At 72.9% G+C, this 19523-nt stretch carries 16 protein-coding genes; 5 read left to right on the top strand and 11 right to left on the bottom strand.

What is annotated here, in order from left to right; translation table 11 throughout:
* Window positions 1–84: 84 nt before the first annotated feature.
* The 10 genes from ACWD3H_RS23925 to ACWD3H_RS23880 all read right to left on the bottom strand — a co-directional run bounded on the left by ACWD3H_RS23925 (window position 85) and on the right by ACWD3H_RS23880 (window position 9395).
* On the bottom strand, window positions 85–3036 hold the full coding sequence (locus ACWD3H_RS23925) for a hypothetical protein (RefSeq protein WP_451956526.1): 2952 nt from the start codon (window positions 3034–3036) through the stop codon (window positions 85–87).
* Window positions 3037–3088: 52 nt separating this feature from the next.
* Window positions 3089–3496: a pilus assembly protein TadG-related protein gene (locus tag ACWD3H_RS23920; RefSeq protein WP_451956525.1), complete on the bottom strand. Its 408-nt coding sequence runs from the start codon at window positions 3494–3496 to the stop codon at window positions 3089–3091.
* A 119-nt stretch (window positions 3497–3615) separates the two neighbouring features.
* On the bottom strand, window positions 3616–4023 hold the full coding sequence (locus ACWD3H_RS23915) for a TadE/TadG family type IV pilus assembly protein (RefSeq protein WP_355552934.1): 408 nt from the start codon (window positions 4021–4023) through the stop codon (window positions 3616–3618).
* On the bottom strand, window positions 4020–4400 hold the full coding sequence (locus tag ACWD3H_RS23910) for a TadE family protein (RefSeq protein ID WP_350911831.1): 381 nt from the start codon (window positions 4398–4400) through the stop codon (window positions 4020–4022). The genes ACWD3H_RS23915 and ACWD3H_RS23910 overlap by 4 nt, the downstream gene beginning before the upstream one ends.
* Window positions 4401–4539: 139 nt before the next feature.
* Window positions 4540–4788, bottom strand: a complete 249-nt coding sequence (locus tag ACWD3H_RS23905; protein WP_350911829.1) for a hypothetical protein — start codon at window positions 4786–4788, stop codon at window positions 4540–4542.
* A gap of 2 nt (window positions 4789–4790) precedes the next feature.
* Window positions 4791–5726, bottom strand: coding sequence for a type II secretion system F family protein (locus ACWD3H_RS23900; protein WP_350911827.1), 936 nt, complete (start codon window positions 5724–5726; stop codon window positions 4791–4793).
* Window positions 5719–6606 (bottom strand): type II secretion system F family protein, encoded by an 888-nt coding sequence (locus tag ACWD3H_RS23895; RefSeq protein WP_355552939.1) that lies wholly within the window; start codon window positions 6604–6606, stop codon window positions 5719–5721. The genes ACWD3H_RS23900 and ACWD3H_RS23895 overlap by 8 nt, the downstream gene beginning before the upstream one ends.
* Window positions 6603–7904: a CpaF family protein gene (locus ACWD3H_RS23890; protein ID WP_355552942.1), complete on the bottom strand. Its 1302-nt coding sequence runs from the start codon at window positions 7902–7904 to the stop codon at window positions 6603–6605. The genes ACWD3H_RS23895 and ACWD3H_RS23890 overlap by 4 nt, the downstream gene beginning before the upstream one ends.
* The gene (locus ACWD3H_RS23885) at window positions 7901–8692 is read right to left on the bottom strand and encodes a hypothetical protein (protein WP_355552945.1); all 792 of its coding nucleotides are present in this window, start codon (window positions 8690–8692) and stop codon (window positions 7901–7903) included. Before ACWD3H_RS23885 ends, ACWD3H_RS23890 begins: the two co-directional genes overlap by 4 nt.
* Before the next feature lies 1 nt (window position 8693).
* Window positions 8694–9395, bottom strand: a complete 702-nt coding sequence (locus ACWD3H_RS23880) for a CpaB family protein (RefSeq protein ID WP_051751733.1) — start codon at window positions 9393–9395, stop codon at window positions 8694–8696.
* Window positions 9396–9731: 336 nt separating this feature from the next.
* On the opposite strand from ACWD3H_RS23880, the gene ACWD3H_RS23875 reads away from it, so the two are divergent.
* Window positions 9732–10070 carry a hypothetical protein gene (locus tag ACWD3H_RS23875; protein WP_451956524.1) on the top strand — a complete coding sequence of 113 codons (339 nt, stop codon included), beginning with the start codon at window positions 9732–9734 and terminating at the stop codon, window positions 10068–10070.
* Window positions 10071–10226: 156 nt separating this feature from the next.
* Window positions 10227–14783 carry an FtsK/SpoIIIE domain-containing protein gene (locus ACWD3H_RS23870; RefSeq protein ID WP_451956523.1) on the top strand — a complete coding sequence of 1519 codons (4557 nt, stop codon included), beginning with the start codon at window positions 10227–10229 and terminating at the stop codon, window positions 14781–14783.
* Between the two features lie 47 nt (window positions 14784–14830).
* Here the strand turns inward: ACWD3H_RS23870 and ACWD3H_RS23865 are convergent, their stop codons facing one another.
* On the bottom strand, window positions 14831–15103 hold the full coding sequence (locus tag ACWD3H_RS23865) for a WXG100 family type VII secretion target (RefSeq protein WP_030907662.1): 273 nt from the start codon (window positions 15101–15103) through the stop codon (window positions 14831–14833).
* Between the two features lie 173 nt (window positions 15104–15276).
* Between ACWD3H_RS23865 and ACWD3H_RS23860 the strand changes: the two genes are divergently transcribed.
* From ACWD3H_RS23860 to ACWD3H_RS23850, 3 genes are all read left to right on the top strand, one after another.
* Window positions 15277–15999, top strand: a complete 723-nt coding sequence (locus ACWD3H_RS23860; protein WP_350951727.1) for an SDR family NAD(P)-dependent oxidoreductase — start codon at window positions 15277–15279, stop codon at window positions 15997–15999.
* Between the two features lie 90 nt (window positions 16000–16089).
* Complete coding sequence (locus ACWD3H_RS23855; RefSeq protein WP_355552956.1) at window positions 16090–17844, top strand: acetyl/propionyl/methylcrotonyl-CoA carboxylase subunit alpha; 1755 nt, start codon at window positions 16090–16092, stop codon at window positions 17842–17844.
* Window positions 17845–18132: 288 nt separating this feature from the next.
* Window positions 18133–19503 (top strand): hypothetical protein, encoded by a 1371-nt coding sequence (locus ACWD3H_RS23850; RefSeq protein ID WP_451956522.1) that lies wholly within the window; start codon window positions 18133–18135, stop codon window positions 19501–19503.
* The last annotated feature ends 20 nt before the right edge of the window (window positions 19504–19523 follow it).

The following is a 19523-nucleotide window of genomic DNA, read 5'->3' as shown; positions in this document are numbered from 1 at the left end:
TCCCGTGGTGGGTCTCCGGCAGGGCATCCGCCGCGCCGCGACCCCGCGTGACCCCCGGCGCGCGGACCGGGCCCGCCGGGCCCGTCATGCCGTCGGGGCCGAGCGCATCCGCCACGAGGGCAGCAGCTCATCGATGAGGGCCTCGGTCTCCGGTGCCATCCCACCGCCGTAGGGGTGGGAGGCGGCCCGCCGGTGCAGGGCGTCGGCCACGGCACGCAGGCGGACGGGGTCGTCGGTGAGATGCGTGGCCCGCAGCAGGTCGCGCCAGAGCCCCTCGTCATCGGCGGCCAGCAGCAGCCCGGCCCGCACCGCCGCCACCGCCTGGTCGGTCTCACCGCGGGCCAGCCGTACCTCGCAGAGCCGGTGCGCGGCGTCCGCGACACCCGCGGTCACGTTGTACTCCAGGTCGTCGGCTGCCAGCCAGGCGTAGCGGCCACGCGGGCGGCCGTTCAGCAGCGGACCCCGTACCAGGCCCAGTGCCCGATCGAGGAGCTCGGGACGCCCGCCGGGGTTGGCGTGCGACTGCCGGACGAGGTCGCGGAAGAGCATCCAGTCGGTGCGCACCTCGGGGCCGAGCCGCAGGCGCCCCGAGGTGTCGGCGTAGAGGTTGGGCCGCCCCTGGCTGTCGGCGCCCAGCCACGCGACGACCCTGGCGATCGTGGCGTCCCTGACGACCGCCTGCACGCCACGTGGCCAGAGGATGCCGCCGAGCACGACGGGGTGGACGCCGCCGGGGTGCGTCGCCAGGTAGACGACGAGCTCGACCGCGATCACGGCTCGCCCCTCCTCCATCGGCGAGGGACCGACGACCTCGGCGGGGCCGAGGATCCGCACCTCGACCGCGGGTGTCTGGGTGACCGGTTCCGGCTCATCGGCGAGCGGCTCGCCCTCCAGCCGTTCGGTCGCCAGGAACAGATCGATCAGTGCCCGGTACTGCCGCCGTGGCAGCAGCTGCGCGGCCACGTCGAACCCGAGCGCGTCCACCCTGGCGCGGCCCTCCTCGGTGATCGTCCAGTTCCAGGTGGCGTGCGGCACGTCGCCCGCGATGACGTACCCGGCGGCGGTCCTGACGCCCTTCCTGGCGAGCAGCGCCAGGCGGCGGCCTTCCTCCTCGGTGGGGGCGATCGCGGACAGCAGGTAGTGCGGGGTGCAGACCGGGTCGGCGGCGCGTCCGTGGATCCTGCCGGTGAGCACCTCGCCTCGGTTACCGCCGTCTTTGCCCGACGCCTCCAGCTCGGGCAGGATCTCCGCCAGGCTGCCCACGTACCTGATCCGGTCGGAGGCGATCACGGTCAGCTCCTCGCCGAAGCCGACCAGCGTGACGCGCATCCGGTCCGACCAGCGGTTGGTCGCCAGCTCCACGGCGAGCGCCGCCAGAGCGGCGGTGGCCTGCGCGCCCCCGATGCTGATCGGACCGTGAGCGGCCTCCAGGTCGACGAGCACCCGGCCCTCACCGCTGGAACCGAGCGAGACCAGCCCCGGGTACGGCGCGGGCGCGTCGGTGAGTGCCTGCTCGTCGAGCATCCGGCCCTCGTGCGCGGGAAGCCGCCAGACCTGGCCTCCGTCGTGGGCACTCCAGGGCGCGGGCGCGTCGGGGTCCGGCGGATGGATCCACAGGTCGAGGGTCTGCGGTGACAGGTGGGCCGCGTAGACCGTGGGCGGGACGCGGTTCTGGGCGGCGAGGGACCTGCCCAGCAGCCGGAGCCCGACGTCGAGCATCCGGCTGCCCGGGGCGTCCGCGCCGAGCCTGAGCGCCAGCTCGGCCTGGGCGGCGTCGTCCCTCGGCCGGGTGATCCGGCGCCCGAACGCCCGGTGCCAGAGCTGCCGCCTGCGCCTGCGGCCGAGCGCCACCAGCAGTCCGGCCGCGGCCAGCGAGGCCCCGGCCAGGTAGTCGAGCATCTCCAGCCCGGTGTGCTGCCCGTTCTCCGCGGGCCCCGCCACCGCCGCTCCCGGGTCCGCCGGGCCGGGATCCTGCCGCCCGGGCGCGGTGGTGGCGGGCGCGCCGGTGGCCGCCGTGTCCGGACCGCGCTCGGCGGTCGCCTTGGGGACGGGCACCTGGCGCGGGTCGTGCGAGGCGCCGCGCTCGGCGGCGGTGTCGGGACGGTGCCCGGCCACCTCGTGGCGCCCGTCCTGTCCCCGGCCGGTCTCCCGCGCCTGGCCCGCGCCCTCGCCGGGAGTGGAGAGCTCGGGTGCGGGCTCCGCCGGGAGGTCCGCACCGCCCGGGGTGAAGGTCTGGGTACGGCCGTCCAGCTCGGCGGGCTTGCCGGGGTGGTCCTTGAGGGTGTCGTCGCGCGGCTGGGACGCCGGGACGATGTGCACGTTGCGCGCGTCGTCCGGCATGTCCAGCACCCAGCCTGGCCTGATCAGGTCGGCCATCCGCAGGCGGCTGCCGTCCGGCTGCTCCCTGTGCTGGTTGAGCCGGTAGATCTCCGGATACCGCCGCCCGTCACCGAGGCACTTCTCCGCGATCTCCCACAGGCTCTCGTGGTGGCGGCCGTGCGGCGGCTGCACCACGTAGACCTTCTTGGCCTTCTGCACCGGCGCCAGCTCCACCCGCTCGGCGCCGGCCGGGGCCGACGCCGCCGACAGCCCGGTCGAGACGATGGCGGAGGTCGCGGGCGGCAGGCTGGTCAGCTTCGCGATCGGCAGGGCCACCGCCGAGACGGTGAACAGCAGCATGGCCGCCGAGACCAGCCGGTTGGCGAACATCTGGGTGCCCCCGGAGAACGGCACCCGGGCCGGCATCCCGACCCGGCGCACTCCGGCGTAGATCTCGACCAGCACGCAGACCACCATCTGCAGCCAGGCGAGCCAGACCAGCAGCACGAGGATCGCGACGATCGTGCTCGTGCCCACCTGGCTGGTCAGCAGGTCGAGGTCGCGCAGCTCCGGCGGGAGCGGCGGCCCGGCCAGCCGGAACAGGGCGTAGGGGACCCCCGCGATGAGCGCGACCAGGACGGCCAGCGCGCCGAGGCCCGCCAGCAGGTCTCCCGGTGTGCGCCTGTCCTTGATACGCACGGGCTGTCGCGTGGGCATTCGTCTCCCTCCCCGTCCAGATTCGTCGTCGGTCAACCGGTGGGCCAGCGATTCACGGCAATTGGTCTGCCCCGATGTCCGGCCCCGCCGCGGCCAGGGCCTCCATGTCCGAGCCGGGGAAACCGAACGCGGCCAGGAAGAACGCCTTCCAGGTGACGGAGACGTTCACGGTGACCTCGGCCTGGGCGCCGCCGAGCGCGCACCGGGTGAGCTGGACGTCGCCGGCGCCGTGCGCCGAGACGATCTCCTCGGCCTTCGCGCAGACCTCCCCCTCTCCCAGCAGCCGGGCCTGGCCGGTGGCGCGCAGGTGCTCGACGTCGATCTGGTCCGCGGCGGCCCTGGCGGCCTGCTCGGCGATGTCGGCGGCCCGCAGCCGGGCGTTGATGGCGGCCCCGCCGTCCACGAGCAGCCCGGCCAGCAGGAACACCACCACCGAGAAGATCACCGTGAAGATCGACATCGACCCTCGCTCGCCGTGGCGTCCTCTCCCGGCACCCGAACCCGCCGGACGCCCGGACGCCCGGCATGCCACCGTTGGACGGGCGAGGCCTCGGCACCGCGAGGGTGGGTTCACGAGATTCACTCGACTCTCCGGAACTGCTCCAGCGGGACCACCGAGTCGCCTTTCATCTCCTTGGCGGCGCCGAAGCCGAGGAACTCCAGATCCAGGGAGCAGGTCACCTGGGCGTGGACCCGGCCGCCCTCCTTCCAGTCCGTACCGGCCAGGCTGACCTCGGGCTCGCACTCGCCCGACAGCGCGGCGCGGGCCACCTCGGCCGCGGCGTCCTCGGCGTCGGCCAGCGTGCGCTCGACGGAGGCGGCCCTGGCGGCGTCCCTGGCGGCGCCGTTGACCTCGCCCTGGGCCTCCACCACCCTTCCCGCGCCGACCAGGAACAGCAGGAAGAGCAGGAAGACCGGGGCCAGCAGCACCGTCTCGGCGCTGAGCGACCCTCGATCGTCCCCGGCCGCGGGAATCCGCCGGCTCACTCGCATCCTTCGCTTCCGTCGTCGGGCCGGAAACACTCGATGGGACCGCCGAAGCGCGCGGTGACCGTGAACGTGGTGGAGGGCAGCAGCGGGACGACCTGGACCGCCGAGGCGGTCACCTCGACCCCCCGCTGGTCGCCCTCCGCCCAGGCGGTGACCGTGGCGCCCTCCAGGAGCTTCGGGCCGACGGTCCGGATCACCTCCTGGGCGCGGGACTCGGCGTCCTGCTGCCAGGACTCGGTGTCGACCCGGGCCAGCCGCGCCCCCTCCCTGGCCGCGGCGTCGGCGATCTGGCGCCCGTGGAACCAGAGGGCGGACTGCACGATGAGCAGGATGACGACCAGCACCACCGGCATGATGATCGCCAACTCGATCACGGTGGCGCCGCGTTCACCGCCCCGGCCTCGTCGGCGCGCGGCCGAACGCGCACCGCGTCCCGTGGCGCCGCGTTCACCGCTCCGGCTGCCGTCCCGGCCGGGCTTGGCCCCCCCGTTCCCAGGGCGGCCCCGCTCACGGTCACGGGTCTCCAAGGTCGCCGCCCCCGCCCCCGCCGCCCCCGCCGCCGAACTGACTGGAGATCTCCGCCTGCTTCCCCTCGACGAGGGTCTTGATGAGCGTGGCGAGGCCGAGCGCCACCCCGGCGATGATGGCCGTGATGATGACCCATTCGACGGCGGAGGCCCCCCGGGTGGGGGCGTTGCGCGCCCTGGTGATCCGGACGCTCAGAACGGCGGTCGCGTAAGTGATCCACGGATGGCTCAGCATGGTCAGGACCCCAACATCTTCATAGCGGCCGGAAAACTTAGAAAGATCACGAAACCCGCGCAGAGCAGGAGCTGGGCGACGAGCATCGACTGGGAGCGCTCGCCCGCCTGCCCCTCGATCTCGGCCAGCTCACGGCGGCGCATGGTCGCGGCACGGGCGGTGAGGGACGAGCGGACCTTGGCGCCGTCGTCGGCGACCAGGCCGAGCGCCGCGGACAGGTCGCGCAACTCGTCGACGTTGATCTCGTCACCGAGCTGGCCGAGGGCCTGCCAGGGGGTGATGCCGACGATCCTGGCGTTGCCGAGCGCCTCGCGGATACGGGACATCGCCCAGTTGGCGCCTTCCTCGTCGGGGCCGGGACTGCCCACCGAGACCGCCATCATCAGCGCCTCGGGCACCCCGCGCCCGCCCGCCAGGTTCATCGCGACGAGGTCCAGGAAGGAGCCGACGACGTGCCGGAAGTCGCGGCGCATCCGCGCGGCGTCCCGCTTGACCTGCAGGTCCGGCAGGACGAAGAAGACCCCGGCGACCACGAGTGCCGCCCAGAGCGGGACGGTGAGGGAGACGCCCCAGTCCATCAGCACCAGCCAGCCGACCAGCAGCGGGAAGGCCAGCAGCCCGGAGACCGCCAGCAGCACCTTGGTGGCCAGGAAGCCCTCGAACGACCTGCCGAGCAGCGCCAGGTCGGCCCTGGCGGAGCGCGCCTCCCAGCCCCTGGCCGCGTAGAAGCGGGCCATCCGCTCCCCCAGGCCGCGCCGGAAGACGCTGACCTCCTCGTCGGGCAGGATGAGCCGGGCGCGAGGCGCGTCGGTGCCCTCGCGGGCCGCGTCGAGCGCCAGCAGCCGCGTCACCAGCCCTGGGCGGGCCGGGAACAGCGCCCGGAACAGCAGGAACAGGCCCATCCCGAGCACGGAGCCCGCCAGCAGCGCCTCAGTCATCGGACACCTCACCCCCGGAGGGCAGGCCCAGCAGGCGGGCGGGTTTGTCGAAGCGGGCCAGGCGGCGCATCCAGGCGAACCCCGCGCCGAACAGCCCGGCGACCACCACGAGCACGGCCTGGCCGAGCGCGTTGTCGTACTCCTCGACGTAGGAGGGGTTGAACACCACGAGCATGACGGCGAAGGCGATGGCCGTGCCGACCACGATCTGCACGCTCCGCCGGGTGGAGCGGCGCTCGGCCTCGACCCGGCGGCGCATGTCGAGCTCCTCGCGGGCGGAGACGGCCAGCGCGCCGAGCACGTCACGCAGGCCGGGACCGCGCAGCTTGGAGTTGAGGATGAGGGCGGCCACGACCAGGTCGGCGGAGGGGTCGTCGAGCTCGTCGGCGAAGCGCCTGAGCGCGTCGGGCAGCGCCATCCTGGTGTGCAGGCGGTCGACCATCGACCGCAGGTGCGGGCGGAGCGTGGGGGCCGCCGCCCGGATCGAGGACGGGATCGCCTGCTCCAGCCCGGCCGCCCCGGCGATGGTGTCGCGGAGCGACTCGGTCCAGGCGGCCAGGGCCTCCAGCCTGCGCATCGCGGTCCGCTCCTCGGCGGCTCCGCCGGACAGGCCCCGCCAGGCCAGGGCGAGGAGCACGGCTCCGACCGCCATGACCGGCCACCCGGTCACCACGAGCACGACCACCCCGACGATGACCCCCACCGCGGTACGGGTGGACAGGGCGCGGACGAACTCGCGCCTGCCCGCCTTCCTGCCGGGGGACGACGGGCGGGGGCGCACCCCGTACAGCGCGACGACGAGCAGGAACAGCCCCGCGCCGATCGCGATGCCGGCCAGCAGCACCAGCGGGTCGAACAGGCCCGGAGGCAGGGAGGTCATGTCCAGCCTCCCGGGTCGTAGCCGAAGTGGGCGAGCTCCTCCAGGCACGACAGCGGCGCGTGCGGCACGACCCGGCCGTCGGGCGTCATGGCGAACACCTCCGAGGAGAGCACCCTGCCGTCCACTCCGGCCACCTCGCGCACGCTCGACACGAAGCGCCGCAGCCTGCCTCCCACCGCGTAGTCGTTGCGCTTCTCGATGAACACCACGAAGTCGATCGCACCCGCGATGAGCATGTGGGTGGCCTCGATCGGCAGGCGCTCCGTGGCCTGGAGCGCGTAGGTCGCGATGCGGTTGAAGACCTCCATCGAGGAGTTGGCGTGAATCGTCGACAGCGAGCCGTCGTTGCCCTGGGTCATCGCGTTGAGCATGGTGACGATCTCGTCGCCGAGGACCTCTCCGACGATCACCCTGGACGGGTTCATGCGCAGGGAGCGGCGGACCAGTTCCGCCATGGTGATCTCGCCCTGGCCCTCGGAATTGGGCAGCCGCTGCTCGAAGGCGACCACGTTGGGATGGAGTTCCGGGAATTGGTCGAGGCCGAGTTCGAGGGCGCGCTCGACGGTGATGAGCCGCTCGGTGGGCGGAATCTCATTGGCCAGGGCGCGCAGCAGTGTCGTTTTCCCGGCGTTGGTCGAACCGGAAATCATGATGTTCTTCCTGGCCGCCACCGCCGCCGCCAGAAAACGCCCCAACTCCGGGGTCAGGCTGCCGTTTCCCACCAGGTCGCTGAGAAAGACCTTGCCCAGCCGGGAGCGGCGGATGGAGATGGACGGGCGGACCGTCACGTCCATCACGGCCGAGAGCCGGGAGCCGTCGGGAAGGCGCAGGTCGAGCTGGGGGTTGGCGGTGTCGAACGGCCTGCTGGACAGGCCGCTGTAGGCGGCGAGGATCTGGACCAGCTCGACCAGTTCCTCGTCGGACTCGGCCACGGGCTCACGCATGATCTCCTGGCCGTCGGCGTAGCCGACGAACACCCGGTCGCAGCCGTTGATGTCGATGTTCTCGACCTCGGGGTCGTCCAGCAGGGGTTGGAGGCGGCCGACGCCGAACAGGGCCGCGTGGATCCCCGCGGCCAGCGCCTCCTCCTCCTCGGCGGTGGGCGGGGTCCTGCCGACGCCGATCTCGCCGCGGGCGAACTCCTCCAGGATCTGGGCGATCAGCGCGCGGGCGAACTGGCGCTCGTCCTCACCGGTCATCGGCTGCAGGCCGCTGGCCTGGTCCAGGCGGCGCTGGTGGGCCAGCCTGTCTCCGACGTCCTGCCGGAAGCGCTTCACCAGCGTGTGGTCGATGGTCACGGCCTGGCTCCGCTCGACGGCTCGACGGGCACGCCCATGACCGGCTCGGGAGCGCTGACCTGTGCGGCGAGGCGGCCGCCCAGCTCCCGGGCGGTGCGGATCAGCAGGGAGCGGTCCAGGCGCCCGCCCCACTGGCCGCGCAGCAGCTCCGCGCCCTTGGGGTCGTGCGCGAGCCCGCTCACGAAGGCGAGGTTCCTGCCGGTGCCCACGACGATCCGGCGGACCTCCTCGATCATCGTGCGGTACTGCCGGGGGTCGGCGATCACGACCACGCCCACCTGCGGCTCGCGAGGCATGATCTGCAGGCGTTCCCGCAGGTGGGCGACGTGGTCCAGGCTCGCCCTGGTGAACAGCACCACCAGCGAGGCCTCCGCGGTCAGCTCGGCCAGCTGGGGGTGGCCGCCGAGGCGTCCGCAGTCGGCCAGCACGTCGGCGCCGGGCATCGTGGCCAGTGCCCGGCCGAGCGGACCCCAGAGCCAGGTCAGCCCGGCCGCCTGTTCGCCGTGGGTCAGCCCCGCCAGTATGTCCAGACCACCGATGATCTTCTGGGTGTGCTCGTGGATCTGTTCCGGGTGCAGGCCGCGCCGGGCCGTGGCCCCCAGGGTGAGCAGGCCCCTGGCCGGGTTGAGCACGCCGCCGTCGGCCGCGGGCAGGCGGTAGGCGAGATCTCCGCCCGCCGGGTCGCACTCGGCGAGCAGCACCGGGCGCGGCCAGATCGCGCCGAGCGCGGTGGCCGCCGTGGTCACTCCGGGCGCGCCCTTGTCCGCGGCCAGCACGATGAGCGCCACGTCAGCGTGCTCCCGGCAGCTCGGCGAGCGCGATCTCACCGGTGGAGGCGTACGCGACGACCTCCGGTGAGATGGAACTGTCCACGATGATGGTGACCAGGCCGTTCGCACCGCTCCTGCCGGGCGTGCCGATCTGGTGGACCAGGGCGCTCTGCGCCAGCACCCGCCGCTCCTGGCCGGCGCCGCCGCCCCTGCTCGGCACGTAGACGACCTGGACCCGGTCTCCGCGCTCCAGGGTGCCCGGTGACTGGCCGGGTTTGAGGGCGAGACCGACCTGGGCCTTGCCGGGGCCCAGCTCCCTGCTGGCGGAGACCACCATCTCGCGGGTCAGGAGCGTTCCGGGGATGAGGGTGACGCGGGCGAAGTTCTCCGCGACGCGGGCGCGCTGGGACCAGGCCACGTAGCCGATGCCGGTGTCGGCGATCTGGACCTCCTTGAGCATCGCCTCGGTGAACTGCTGGCCGGCGCCGATCTGCTGGGAGACGGCGATCGCCGAGACGCGGTCGCCGCTGCGCAGGACGAGCAGGGTGGTGGCGAGGGCGCCGCCCAGGATGAGGAGGACGGCGAGGGCGGCGAGGGCTGGTTTGCGCTCGCGTGGGGGCACGGGAAGCTTGCGCGACGCCGGCCCGGACAGGGTGCCCGCCGACGACTGGCGCTCGGCGTTCACCGGGACACGGCCCGTTGGCTTCTCACTGGTCCTCATGGGTAGGGGGACTCCCAGAGTGATCATAAATATGGGGACTACTGGTCGAATTTACGCCATTATGCGCACCATGCCGACGGGCTGCCGGACAAAAACCAGAACCCATGCTCGTTTGATAGGAACACGTCTGTCAACGCCGCTTCAGAAGAAAGTGGCGGTTTCGCTAGATGACGGGACACTTATCTGGGTGATAAGGACGGTAATTAACTCTTGCACCAATCGTCCCAGCATTTACCTCCGTCATTACGGCGCCCCACCTCCTCCTTCACTCCATCGCTCACGGGATGTGCGCCCTCCTTAACCCTGAACCCGTTCAAAATGTGGCACCCTGGAGAGATGGCCACATCATCCGGGCGCGACGCCTCGGGCGGGGGACGGGTCAGGCTCCTTTTCCGCTCGGCGGCCGGGCGAATGCGCCGTCGCGGGGTCGAACGCCTCACCGCCGCCCCCGCGACGGAGCGAATGATCGAGGGGCTGCACCGCGCGGCCGTCGGGCTGGCCGAGGTGACCTCCGAGGTCAGCGCGTACGCCGGGCTGCTCGAGGAGAAGATGGGCGAGCTTCGGGCCCGGACCGCGGCCCGCCGTTCCGCCGGTTCTCCGAACAGGTTTTCCACAGCTCCATACCGCGGGCAGGCCGGCCCCCAGGAGGCGATAAATCACCAAATATCCCCATAAAGCGGTATAAACGGCCGCCGCCTACGGAGAGTTATCCACAGGCTGGGATGTTTTCCACATACCGGGTCGCGAGCCATGAGATTGCCGCGAACACCCTCTCGGACCCCGTTTCCACTCTGTACGGTGGATCCGGGGCCTGACCCGAGGAGAGCGTCGATGCGGATCATGCTCACCGTGCTCAGCGAGCACGCCGACCGCGATGTCGTGGTCGAGGGCGACGAGACGACCACGGTGGCACGGCTCGCGGAGTCACTCGCGGGCCAGGGCGGCGAACGTCCGAGCAACGTGGTGCGGCTGACACGCAGCAAGGCCCCGTACGGGCTGGGCCGCGACTCGGCCGGGGCCGAGCCCCCGGCGCTCTGGCTGGACGGCCGCCCCCTCGACCCCGCCGCCCCCGCGCTCGGCCTGCTCCGCGACGGCGACCTGGTCACCCTCGACCGCTCGCTCGCCATGGCCACCCTCGCCGAGGAGCCCGGCGGGATCGTGGAGATCCGGGTGGTCGGCGGGCCCGCCGCCGGGTCGGTGCACCGCCTCAGCCTGGGCGTGCACACCATCGGCTCCGACCCCGCCTGCTCGGTGGCCGTGTCCGACCCCCGGCTGCCCGCGCTGGCCGCCGTGGTGCGGCTCACCCCGGACGCCATCACCGTGGAGCCGGGGGACCCGGGGGACAGGGCCGGGGCCCTGCTCGACCGCGAGCGGCTGGAAGGTCCGCTGCCCTGGCCCGAGCACGCCCTGCTGAGCTGCGGCGGCAGCGTGCTGACCCTCAAGGCGGTGGAGCCGCCCGACGCGCACCTGGACGCGCAGCCGGACGGCGGCCTGGCCTACAACCGGCCGCCCAGGTTCCGCCCGCCGGGCGGCGCGCGGCGTTTCGAGGTCCCGGCCGAGCCCAGACGGGCCGAGACCATGCGGCTGCAACTGCTGACCGCGTTCCTGCCCGCGGCGCTGGGGTTCGGCATGGCCTGGGCGCTCCAGACGTGGTACTTCCTGCTGTTCGCGCTCATGACACCGCTGATCATGATCGGCCAGTGGTGGAGCGACCGGCGGCACGGCCGCAAGAAGTACCGCCTGCAGCTCAAGGAGTACCGGGAGCGGCTGAAGGTCTTCGAGGCGGCCGTGGAGCGCGCCCGTGCCGACGACGAGACCGCCCGCCGCGCCGCCGCGCCCGACCCCGCCGAGGTGCTGCTCACCGTGACGGGCCCCCGGCGGCGGCTCTGGGAGCGGCGCGACCACGACCCCGACGCGCTGCGGCTCCGGGTCGGCCTCGCCGACCTCCCCGCCGACCTGGAGTTCACCCCCGAGCGCTCCGCGCCGGCCGACGCCCCGATGCCCGCCCCGCCCACCTGCCAGGCGGTGCCGGTGGCACTTGCCATGCGCCGCCTGGGCGTCACCGGTCTGACCGGGCCCAGGGAGACGACGGCCGGGCTGGCGCGCTGGCTGGTCGGCCAGGCCGCCGCCCTGCACAGCCCGCGCGACCTGGCGATCGTCGTGCTCTCCGCGCACGGTGACGGCGAGGAGCGCTGGAGCTGGGTACGGTGGCTGCCGCACTGCGCCCCGCGCGGCGGCGAGGACTGCGTGGCCCTGGTCGGCGCCGACCCCGAGGCCGCGGCCCGCAGGGTGAGCGAGCTGGCCGCGCTGATCGACGAGCGCCTCGGCGACGACGCCGCCGCGGGGCCCGCGGCCAGGCTCGGCCGCGTACCGGCCGGCTGGGGCGATCTGGGGGGTGGCGGGTCCGAGCAGCCGTACGCCGCCCCCGTCTACGACGAGCGCCCCTACGACGTGCTGGTGGTGCTCGACGGCGCGCAGGTGCTGCGCGCGCTGCCGGGCATGCCCCAGGTGCTGCGCCAGGGACCCCGCGCGGGCGTCTACACCCTGGCGGTGGACGGCGACCAGCGGCTGCTGCCCGAGGAGTGCGCCACCGTCGCCGCCATGCAGGCCGACGGCACCGTGCGGCTGCGCGGCGGCGGTCTGGACGACCTCGGCGAGATCCTGGCCGACCAGGTGACGGCCGCCTGGTGTGACCGGCTGGCCCGCTCGCTGGCGCCGATCCGCGACGTCAGCCGCGACGACGCCGGCCTCGCCCTGCCGGGCTCCGCGCGGCTGCTCGACCTGCTGGAGCTGCCCTCCGTCTCCGGTGCGGCCCTGGCCGAGCGCTGGGGCCGGGCGACCGAGGCCGTGGTGGGGGTGGGCCCCGAGGGACCTTTCTCGGTCGACCTGCGCAGGGACGGACCGCACGCGCTCATCGCGGGCACCACCGGCGCGGGCAAGTCGGAGCTGCTGCAGACCCTGATCTGCTCGCTGGCGGTGGCCAACAGGCCGGACGAGATGACGTTCGTGCTGATCGACTACAAGGGCGGCGCCGCGTTCAAGGAGTGCGTGCGGCTGCCGCACACGGTGGGCATGGTCAGCGACCTCGACGGCCACCTGACCCAGCGGGCCCTGGCCTCACTGGCCGCCGAGATCCGCCGCCGTGAGCGCCTGCTGCTGGCCGTGGGAGCGAAGGACATCGAGGACTACCACGAGTTGCGCGACGCCCGCACGGCCCGCGCCTCCCGTGACCTGCTCGTCGCCGGGGGCGGCGCGCCGGTCAGGCCGCTGCGCGGGCGCGCCGAGCCTCCGGCCCCGCTGCCCCGGCTGGTGCTGGTCATCGACGAGTTCGCGGCCATGGTCAGCGAGCTGCCCGACTTCATGACCGGACTGGTCGACATCGCCAGGCGGGGGCGCTCGCTCGGCATCCACCTCATCCTCGCCACCCAGCGCCCCGGCGGGGTGGTGACCGCCGACATCCAGGCCAACACGTCCCTGCGGATCGCGCTGCGGGTCACCGAGTCCACCGAGTCCACCGACGTCATCGACCGTCCGGACGCCTCGTACATCCCCAAGTCCGCTCCCGGCCGGTGTTATGTGAAGTCGGGCGCGGGCGCGGCGACGGCGGTGCAGACCGCGCGGATCGGCGGACGGAGCCCCGGTGTCTCGGGCGGCGAGGCCAGGGTGCGGGTGACGGAGGTCGGCTGGCAGGCTCTGGGACGCCCCAGGCCGGCGCGCGCGGGGGTCGAGGGGGGCCACGTCACCGACCTGTCCGTACTCACCGACGCCCTCGTCGAGGCGGCCCGCGTCGCCGGAGTCGCGGAGCAGCCGAGCCCCTGGCTCGAACCGCTCCCCGAGCTCATGGTCGTCCCCGGCCTCGCCACACCGTCCACCGGTCTGCCCTACCGGGCGGGGGCCGAGGAGGTGCCGCCGCTGGCCTTCGGGGTCACCGACATGCCCTGGGCGCAGGACCGGCGGGCACTGGCGCTCGACCTCGCGGGAGGGGGGCATCTGCTCGTCGCGGGCGCCTCGCGGAGCGGGCGGTCCACGGCGCTGCGCACGCTCGCGGGGGCGATCGCCGGCCAGACCTCCCCCGACGACGTGCACGTGCACGCGATCGACTGCGGCTCGGGGGCGCTGCTGCCCCTGATGGCGATGCCGCACTGCGGTGCCGTGGTGACGCGCGACCAGCTCGACCGGGTGGAGCGGCTGCTGGCCCGGCTCCGCGCGGAGGTGGGGCGGCGCCAGCAGCTCCTCGCCGAGGCCGGGTACGCCTCGCTGGCCGAGCTGCGCGCCGGCCCGGACGGCCCCCGGCTGCCGTGGCTGGTCCTGTTGCTCGACCGGTGGGAGGGATTCGTCGCCGCGTTCGAGGGCTACGACTACGGGCGGCTGATCGATTCGCTGATGCAGCTGCTGCGGGAGGGACCCGCGGTCGGGCTGCGGGCCGTGGTGACCGGTGACAGGTCCGTGCTGCTCGGGCAGATCTCCACGGTCTTCGACGACCGGCTGATCCTGCGGCTGGCCGACCCGTCCGACTACGGCCTGGCCGGGCTGCCGGTCAAGGACCTGCCCACGACCCTCGCGCCGGGCCGCGCGCTGTCTGTCGGCGAGTACGGCACGACCGAGAGCCAGATCGCGCTGCTCTGCGACGACCCCTCGGGACCGGCGCAGGTCGCCGCGCTCCAGGCGCTGGCCCGGTCGGCACCGGAGATCACCGCCGACCCGCCGATGCGGGTGGACGCGCTGCCGATGCGCGTCACCGCGGCGCAGGTCCTGGATCTGGTGCCCTCCTTCCGGCCGCCGTCGCCGCTGTGGGCGCTGTTCGGCGCCGGGGGCGACTCGCTGGCCCCGCTCGGCGTCGACCTGCTCGCCCACGGCCCCGGCGCGGTCGTCGCGGGGCCGCCCAGGTCCGGCAGGTCCACGGCACTGCTGACCGCCACCCACTCCCTGCTCTCCCAGGGCACCCCCACGGTCCTGGTGACTCCCCGGCGCAGCCCGCTGTGCACGCTGGTGGACACCCCGGGCGTGCTGGCCGTGCTGGACGCGAACGGTGACCTGCACGAGGCCGTCGCGGGGCAGGACCGCTACGTCGTGATCGTCGACGACGCCGAGCTGATCTCCCCGGACTCCCCCCTGGGCACCGCGCTCGAACAGGTGCTCCGGAGCGGCAGGGACGGCGAGCACGGCATGATCATCGGCGGTACCACGGGCGACCTGACCACCGCCTACCGAGGTTTCGCGGCCGAGACCCGCAAGGGGCGCACCGGCCTGCTGCTCTCGGTCCAGAGCCCCGCCGACGGCGACCTGTTCACGGTCCGGCTGCCCCGCGGCGCGGTCGGCGGCCCCCCGGGGCGCGGCCTGCTGGTGACCCTGGGCTCGGTGACCCCCGTTCAGGCGGCCATCACCTGAAAATGCCCCGGTCTTTCCAGAACCGGGGCATTTCGGCGGGCCGTTTCCTATCGCGTGGCGGACTCGATATTGCCGCGGTAGGTGTTGATCACCCGAGAAGCCTCGCCGAGCTCCTCGGACATGCGCTGGAAAGCGGCGCGGTAGTTCTGCCAGGCCTCGCTGAAACGCTGGGCGCCGGGCCCCGTCCAGGCGGTTCCGACCTTCGCCGCCTCCCTGTCAAGGGCGGCCACGGTGGCTCTGACCTGGTCGGCCTGCTGGGTGAACTGGGTGGCCATCTGCTGCATTTCCGCGGGGTTGCCGCCGAGCAAGTTCTGGCTCATGCCAGTCTCCTTCGGATCGGTGTCGGGGGTTGGTCACCAAACGAAATCACGATAGGCGTACGGATCACAGGGGTATCCGGGATATACCGAGCGGCTATGGACGTTCCCTTCTCCACTGAGAGGCTAACGTTCTTCATTGTCTTGATTTTTAGTGATTCAAGGAGATATGGGCAGTGCGTGAGATTGTGGTGACGGGCGGAGGCACCGGGATCGGCTACGCCATCGCGACGGCGTTCGCCGCGCAGGGCGACCGGGTGACCGTCACCGGGCGGCGCGAGCAGGTGCTCAAGGAGGCGGCCGACCGGCTGGGCGTCTCGTACGTGGCGTTCAACGCGGCCAACCCGGTGGCGGTGGGCGAGGCGCTGGAACGGCTGCCCGCGCGGGTGGACGTGCTGGTCAACAACGCGGGCGGGAACACCAACCTGGACCGCGTGCCGTCCGGCGACGACCTGATGGACGTGGCGGAGGGCTGGTGGGCCAACCTCAACGCCAACCTGATGTCGGCCGTGCTGGTCACCAGCGCGCTCATCCCGCGCCTCGCCGAGGGCGGCCGGATCATCACAATCGGTTCCATCGCGGCCAGGGGCACCGGCTCCGGGTCCTACGGCGCGGCCAAGGCGGCCGTGGAGGCGTGGACCGCCGACCTGGCCGCCGAGCTGGGGCCGCGGGGCGTCACCGCCAACGTGGTCTCCCCCGGTCTGATCGTGGACACCGAGTTCTTCCGGGGCCGTCTCACCGAAGAGGGGGTGCGCCGCAGGGTCGAGGGCACCAGAAACGGCAGGGCCGGGACTCCTGACGACGTCGCCGAGACCGTGAGGTTCGTCGCCTCCGCTGAGGCACGCCACGTGACCGGGCAGGTTCTGCACGTCAACGGCGGCGCGTACCTGGGCAGGTAGGACCCCCCTCGGCTTCGCCATCAAGCGCCGCTTACACTCCGTTGGAGGCCCGCCAGCCCCCTGTTCGCACGCCTGAAGGGAACGACGTCGGTGCATAAGGTCTTGATCGCCAACCGTGGTGAGATCGCGGTGCGAATCGCCCGCGCGTGCAAGGACGCCGGGTTGGCCAGCGTCGCCGTCTACTCCGACCAGGACCTGGACGCACTCCATGTCCGGGTCGCGGACGAGGCGCACGCCCTTGGTGGCCAGACGCCCGCGGAAACCTACCTCGACATCACCAAGCTGCTGCGGGTCGCCGCGGAGACCGGGGCGGACGCCGTACACCCCGGCTACGGCTTCCTGGCCGAGAACGCCGACTTCGCCCAGGCGGTCATCGACGCCGGCCTGACCTGGATCGGCCCGCCGCCGGCCGCGATCACCGCACTCGGCGACAAGGTGCAGGCCCGCCACATCGCGCAGAAGGTCGGCGCGCCGCTCGTGGCCGGCACCAAGGATCCGGTCTCCGGGAGCGAGGAGGTCGTCGCCTTCGCCGCCGAGCACGGCCTGCCGATCGCGATCAAGGCCGCCTACGGAGGCGGCGGGCGCGGGCTGAAGGTGGCGCGCACCGCGGAGGAGATCCCCGAACTGTACGACAGCGCGGTCCGCGAGGCGGTCACCGCGTTCGGCAGGGGCGAGTGCTTCGTCGAGCGCTACCTGGACCGTCCCCGGCACGTGGAGACCCAGTGCCTGGCCGACACCCACGGCAACGTGGTCGTGGTGTCCACCCGTGACTGCTCGCTGCAGCGCCGCCACCAGAAGCTGGTCGAGGAGGCACCCGCCCCCTTCCTGACCCCCGAGCAGCTCGACCTGCTCTACACCAGTTCCAAGGCGATCCTGCGCGAGGCGGGCTACGTCGGGGCCGGCACCTGCGAGTTCCTGGTGGGCCAGGACGGCACGATCTCCTTCCTGGAGGTCAACACCCGGCTGCAGGTCGAGCACCCGGTGACCGAGGAGGTCGCCGGCGTCGACCTGGTACGGGAGATGTTCCGCATCGCCGACGGCGAGGAGCTGGGCTACGGCGACCCGGTGCTGCGCGGCCACTCGATCGAGTTCCGGATCAACGCCGAGGACGCCGGGCGCGGCTTCCTGCCCGCCCCCGGCACGATCACGCGGATGAGCGCCCCCTCCGGCCCCGGGGTGCGCCTGGACGCCGGCTACGAGGCCGGCATGACCGTCCCGCAGTCCTTCGACTCCCTGGTCGCCAAGCTGATCGTGACCGGAGCCAGCAGGGCACAGGCCCTGGAGCGCTCGCGCCGGGCGCTGGCCGAGTTCGAGATCGACGGCATGCCGACCGTGCTGCCCTTCCACCGTGCCGTGGTGGCCGATCCCGCGTTCACCGGCGAGCCGTTCTCGGTGCACACCCGATGGATCGAGACCGAGTTCGACAACACGATCGCACCGCACGTAGGAGAGCACGGCGCGGCCGAGGAGCCGGGCGAGCGGCAGCGGATCACCGTCGAGGTGGCCGGCAAGCGGCTGGAGGTGGTGCTCCCCGCGGGGTTCGCCGCCGGGAACCCCGGCTCGGGCGGCGCGGCGTCGAAGGCGCCGCGCCGGGGCGGCGGCGGGGTGGCCAAGAAGGCCGCGAGCGGTGACTCGCTGGTCAGCCCGATGCAGGGCACGATCGTCAAGGTCGTCGCCGCCGACGGCGACACCGTCGCGGCCGGTGACACGATCGTCGTGCTGGAGGCGATGAAGATGGAGCAGCCGCTCGCCGCGCACAAGGCCGGCACCATCACCGGACTGGCGGCACAGGTCGGCCAGACCGTCACCTCGGGCGCCACGATCTGCGAGATCAAGGACGTCTGAGGTCCCGCCCGGCGCGGTGTCCGCCCACGTTCACCGGCTTCGGCATGCCGTCCCGGTCGCCCCGGAGATCCGGCGGGGATTCATGGACATCGCGCCGGGGCCAGGCTCCGGAGCCCCGGCCACCCTCGCTGGAGCTTTCGCGTGCGCCGGTCCACGCGGGCCGTGGCGCGACGATCACACACCGGATGCCCCGGTGGACGCCTGACGCGGTTCGGAAAAGGATACGGTCGGGATGTAGGAACTCTGACGTCCACTCATTCGTCTTCAGGACGAAGGAGGCTTTCTGCCGTGACCACGATTAGAACCGCGCCAGGCCGTTTCGGTGCCATGCTCATGGCACTGCTCGCCGGGCTGCTGGCCGTTTTCATGCTCGCCCCGGCGGCCCACGCCGCGGCGCCAGACCCCAGCGCGATCGCCTCGGAGCTGAAGGACGGGGATCACTTCTACGCCGATCCCGCGGCGGGCCTGCCCGCCAACGCCGTCGACGCCATGCGCGGCGCGGCCGAAAAGACTTCCTCCGTCTACGTGGCGATGCTCCCCGAGAACTCGATCACCAGCCAGTCCCAGGCGAGGACCCTGCTGAGCTCGCTCCTGAAGAGCGTCGGCCCCAAGTCGACGGTCCTGGTGATGAGCGGCAGGACCCCGTTCGGCGTCACGAACATCAAGGGCGTCGACATCGACGAGCTGCTCGGACGGGCCAAGACCAACAGCCCGACCGACAGCGTGATCAACTTCACCAAGCTGGCGGACGACGCGGCGACGGGCGCCGGTGTCCCCGCCAAGTCCTCCGACTCCTCCAGCTCCAGCTCCTCCAGCGGCTCCAGCACCGGCGTGCTGGTCGGCATCCTGGTGCTGGCCGCGGCCGGTGGCGCGGGCATCTTCTTCTACTCCCGCAAGAAGAAGAAGGATCGCGAGATCCGTGAGGCCGCCGAGCTGGCCGCGGTCAAGCAGACCGTGGACGAGGACGTCACCAAGTTCGGCGAGGAGATCACCGACCTCGACACCGACGTCAAGCTGCTCGGCGACGGCGCCGACCACCTGCAGGACTGGCAGCGCGCCCTGGACTCCTACGAGCGGGCCAAGGTGGAGCTCGCGGCGGTCAAGCGCCCCGACGAGCTCCGCGGCGTGACCACCGCGCTGGAGGAGGGCCGCTACGCCCTCGCCTGCGTGAAGGCGCGCGTCAACCACCAGCCGCTGCCCGAGCGGCGCTCCCCGTGCTTCTTCAACCCGCAGCACGGGCCCTCCGTCCGCGACGTGCGCTGGGCCCCGCCCGGCGGCGCGCTGCGCGACGTGCCCGCCTGCGCGGCCGACGCCGAGGCCGTCGAGCGCGGCTTCGAACCGCAGACGCGCGAGGTCATGGTCAACGGCCAGCGCCGCCCGTACTACGACGCGGGACCGGCCTACCAGCCGTACGCCTACGGCTACTACGGCGGCTTCGGCGACGTCATGACCGGCATGCTCGTCGGCACGATGATGGGCAGCATGCTGAGCGGCGGATTCGGCGGCGGCTACGGCGGCTACGGCGCCGGCTACGAGCAGGGGGTCGCCGACAGCGGCACCGACTTCGGCGGTGGCGGCGACTTCGGCGGCGGCGGCTGGGGTGACTTCGGCGGCGGAGGCGACTTCGGCGGCGGAGACTTCGGCGGGGGCGACTGGTAGCCCACCCGCGGCAGGACGAC

The sequence above is a fragment of the Streptosporangium sp. NPDC002607 genome (assembly GCF_053592655.1).
This window is presented reverse-complemented; position numbering and strand designations above follow the sequence as displayed.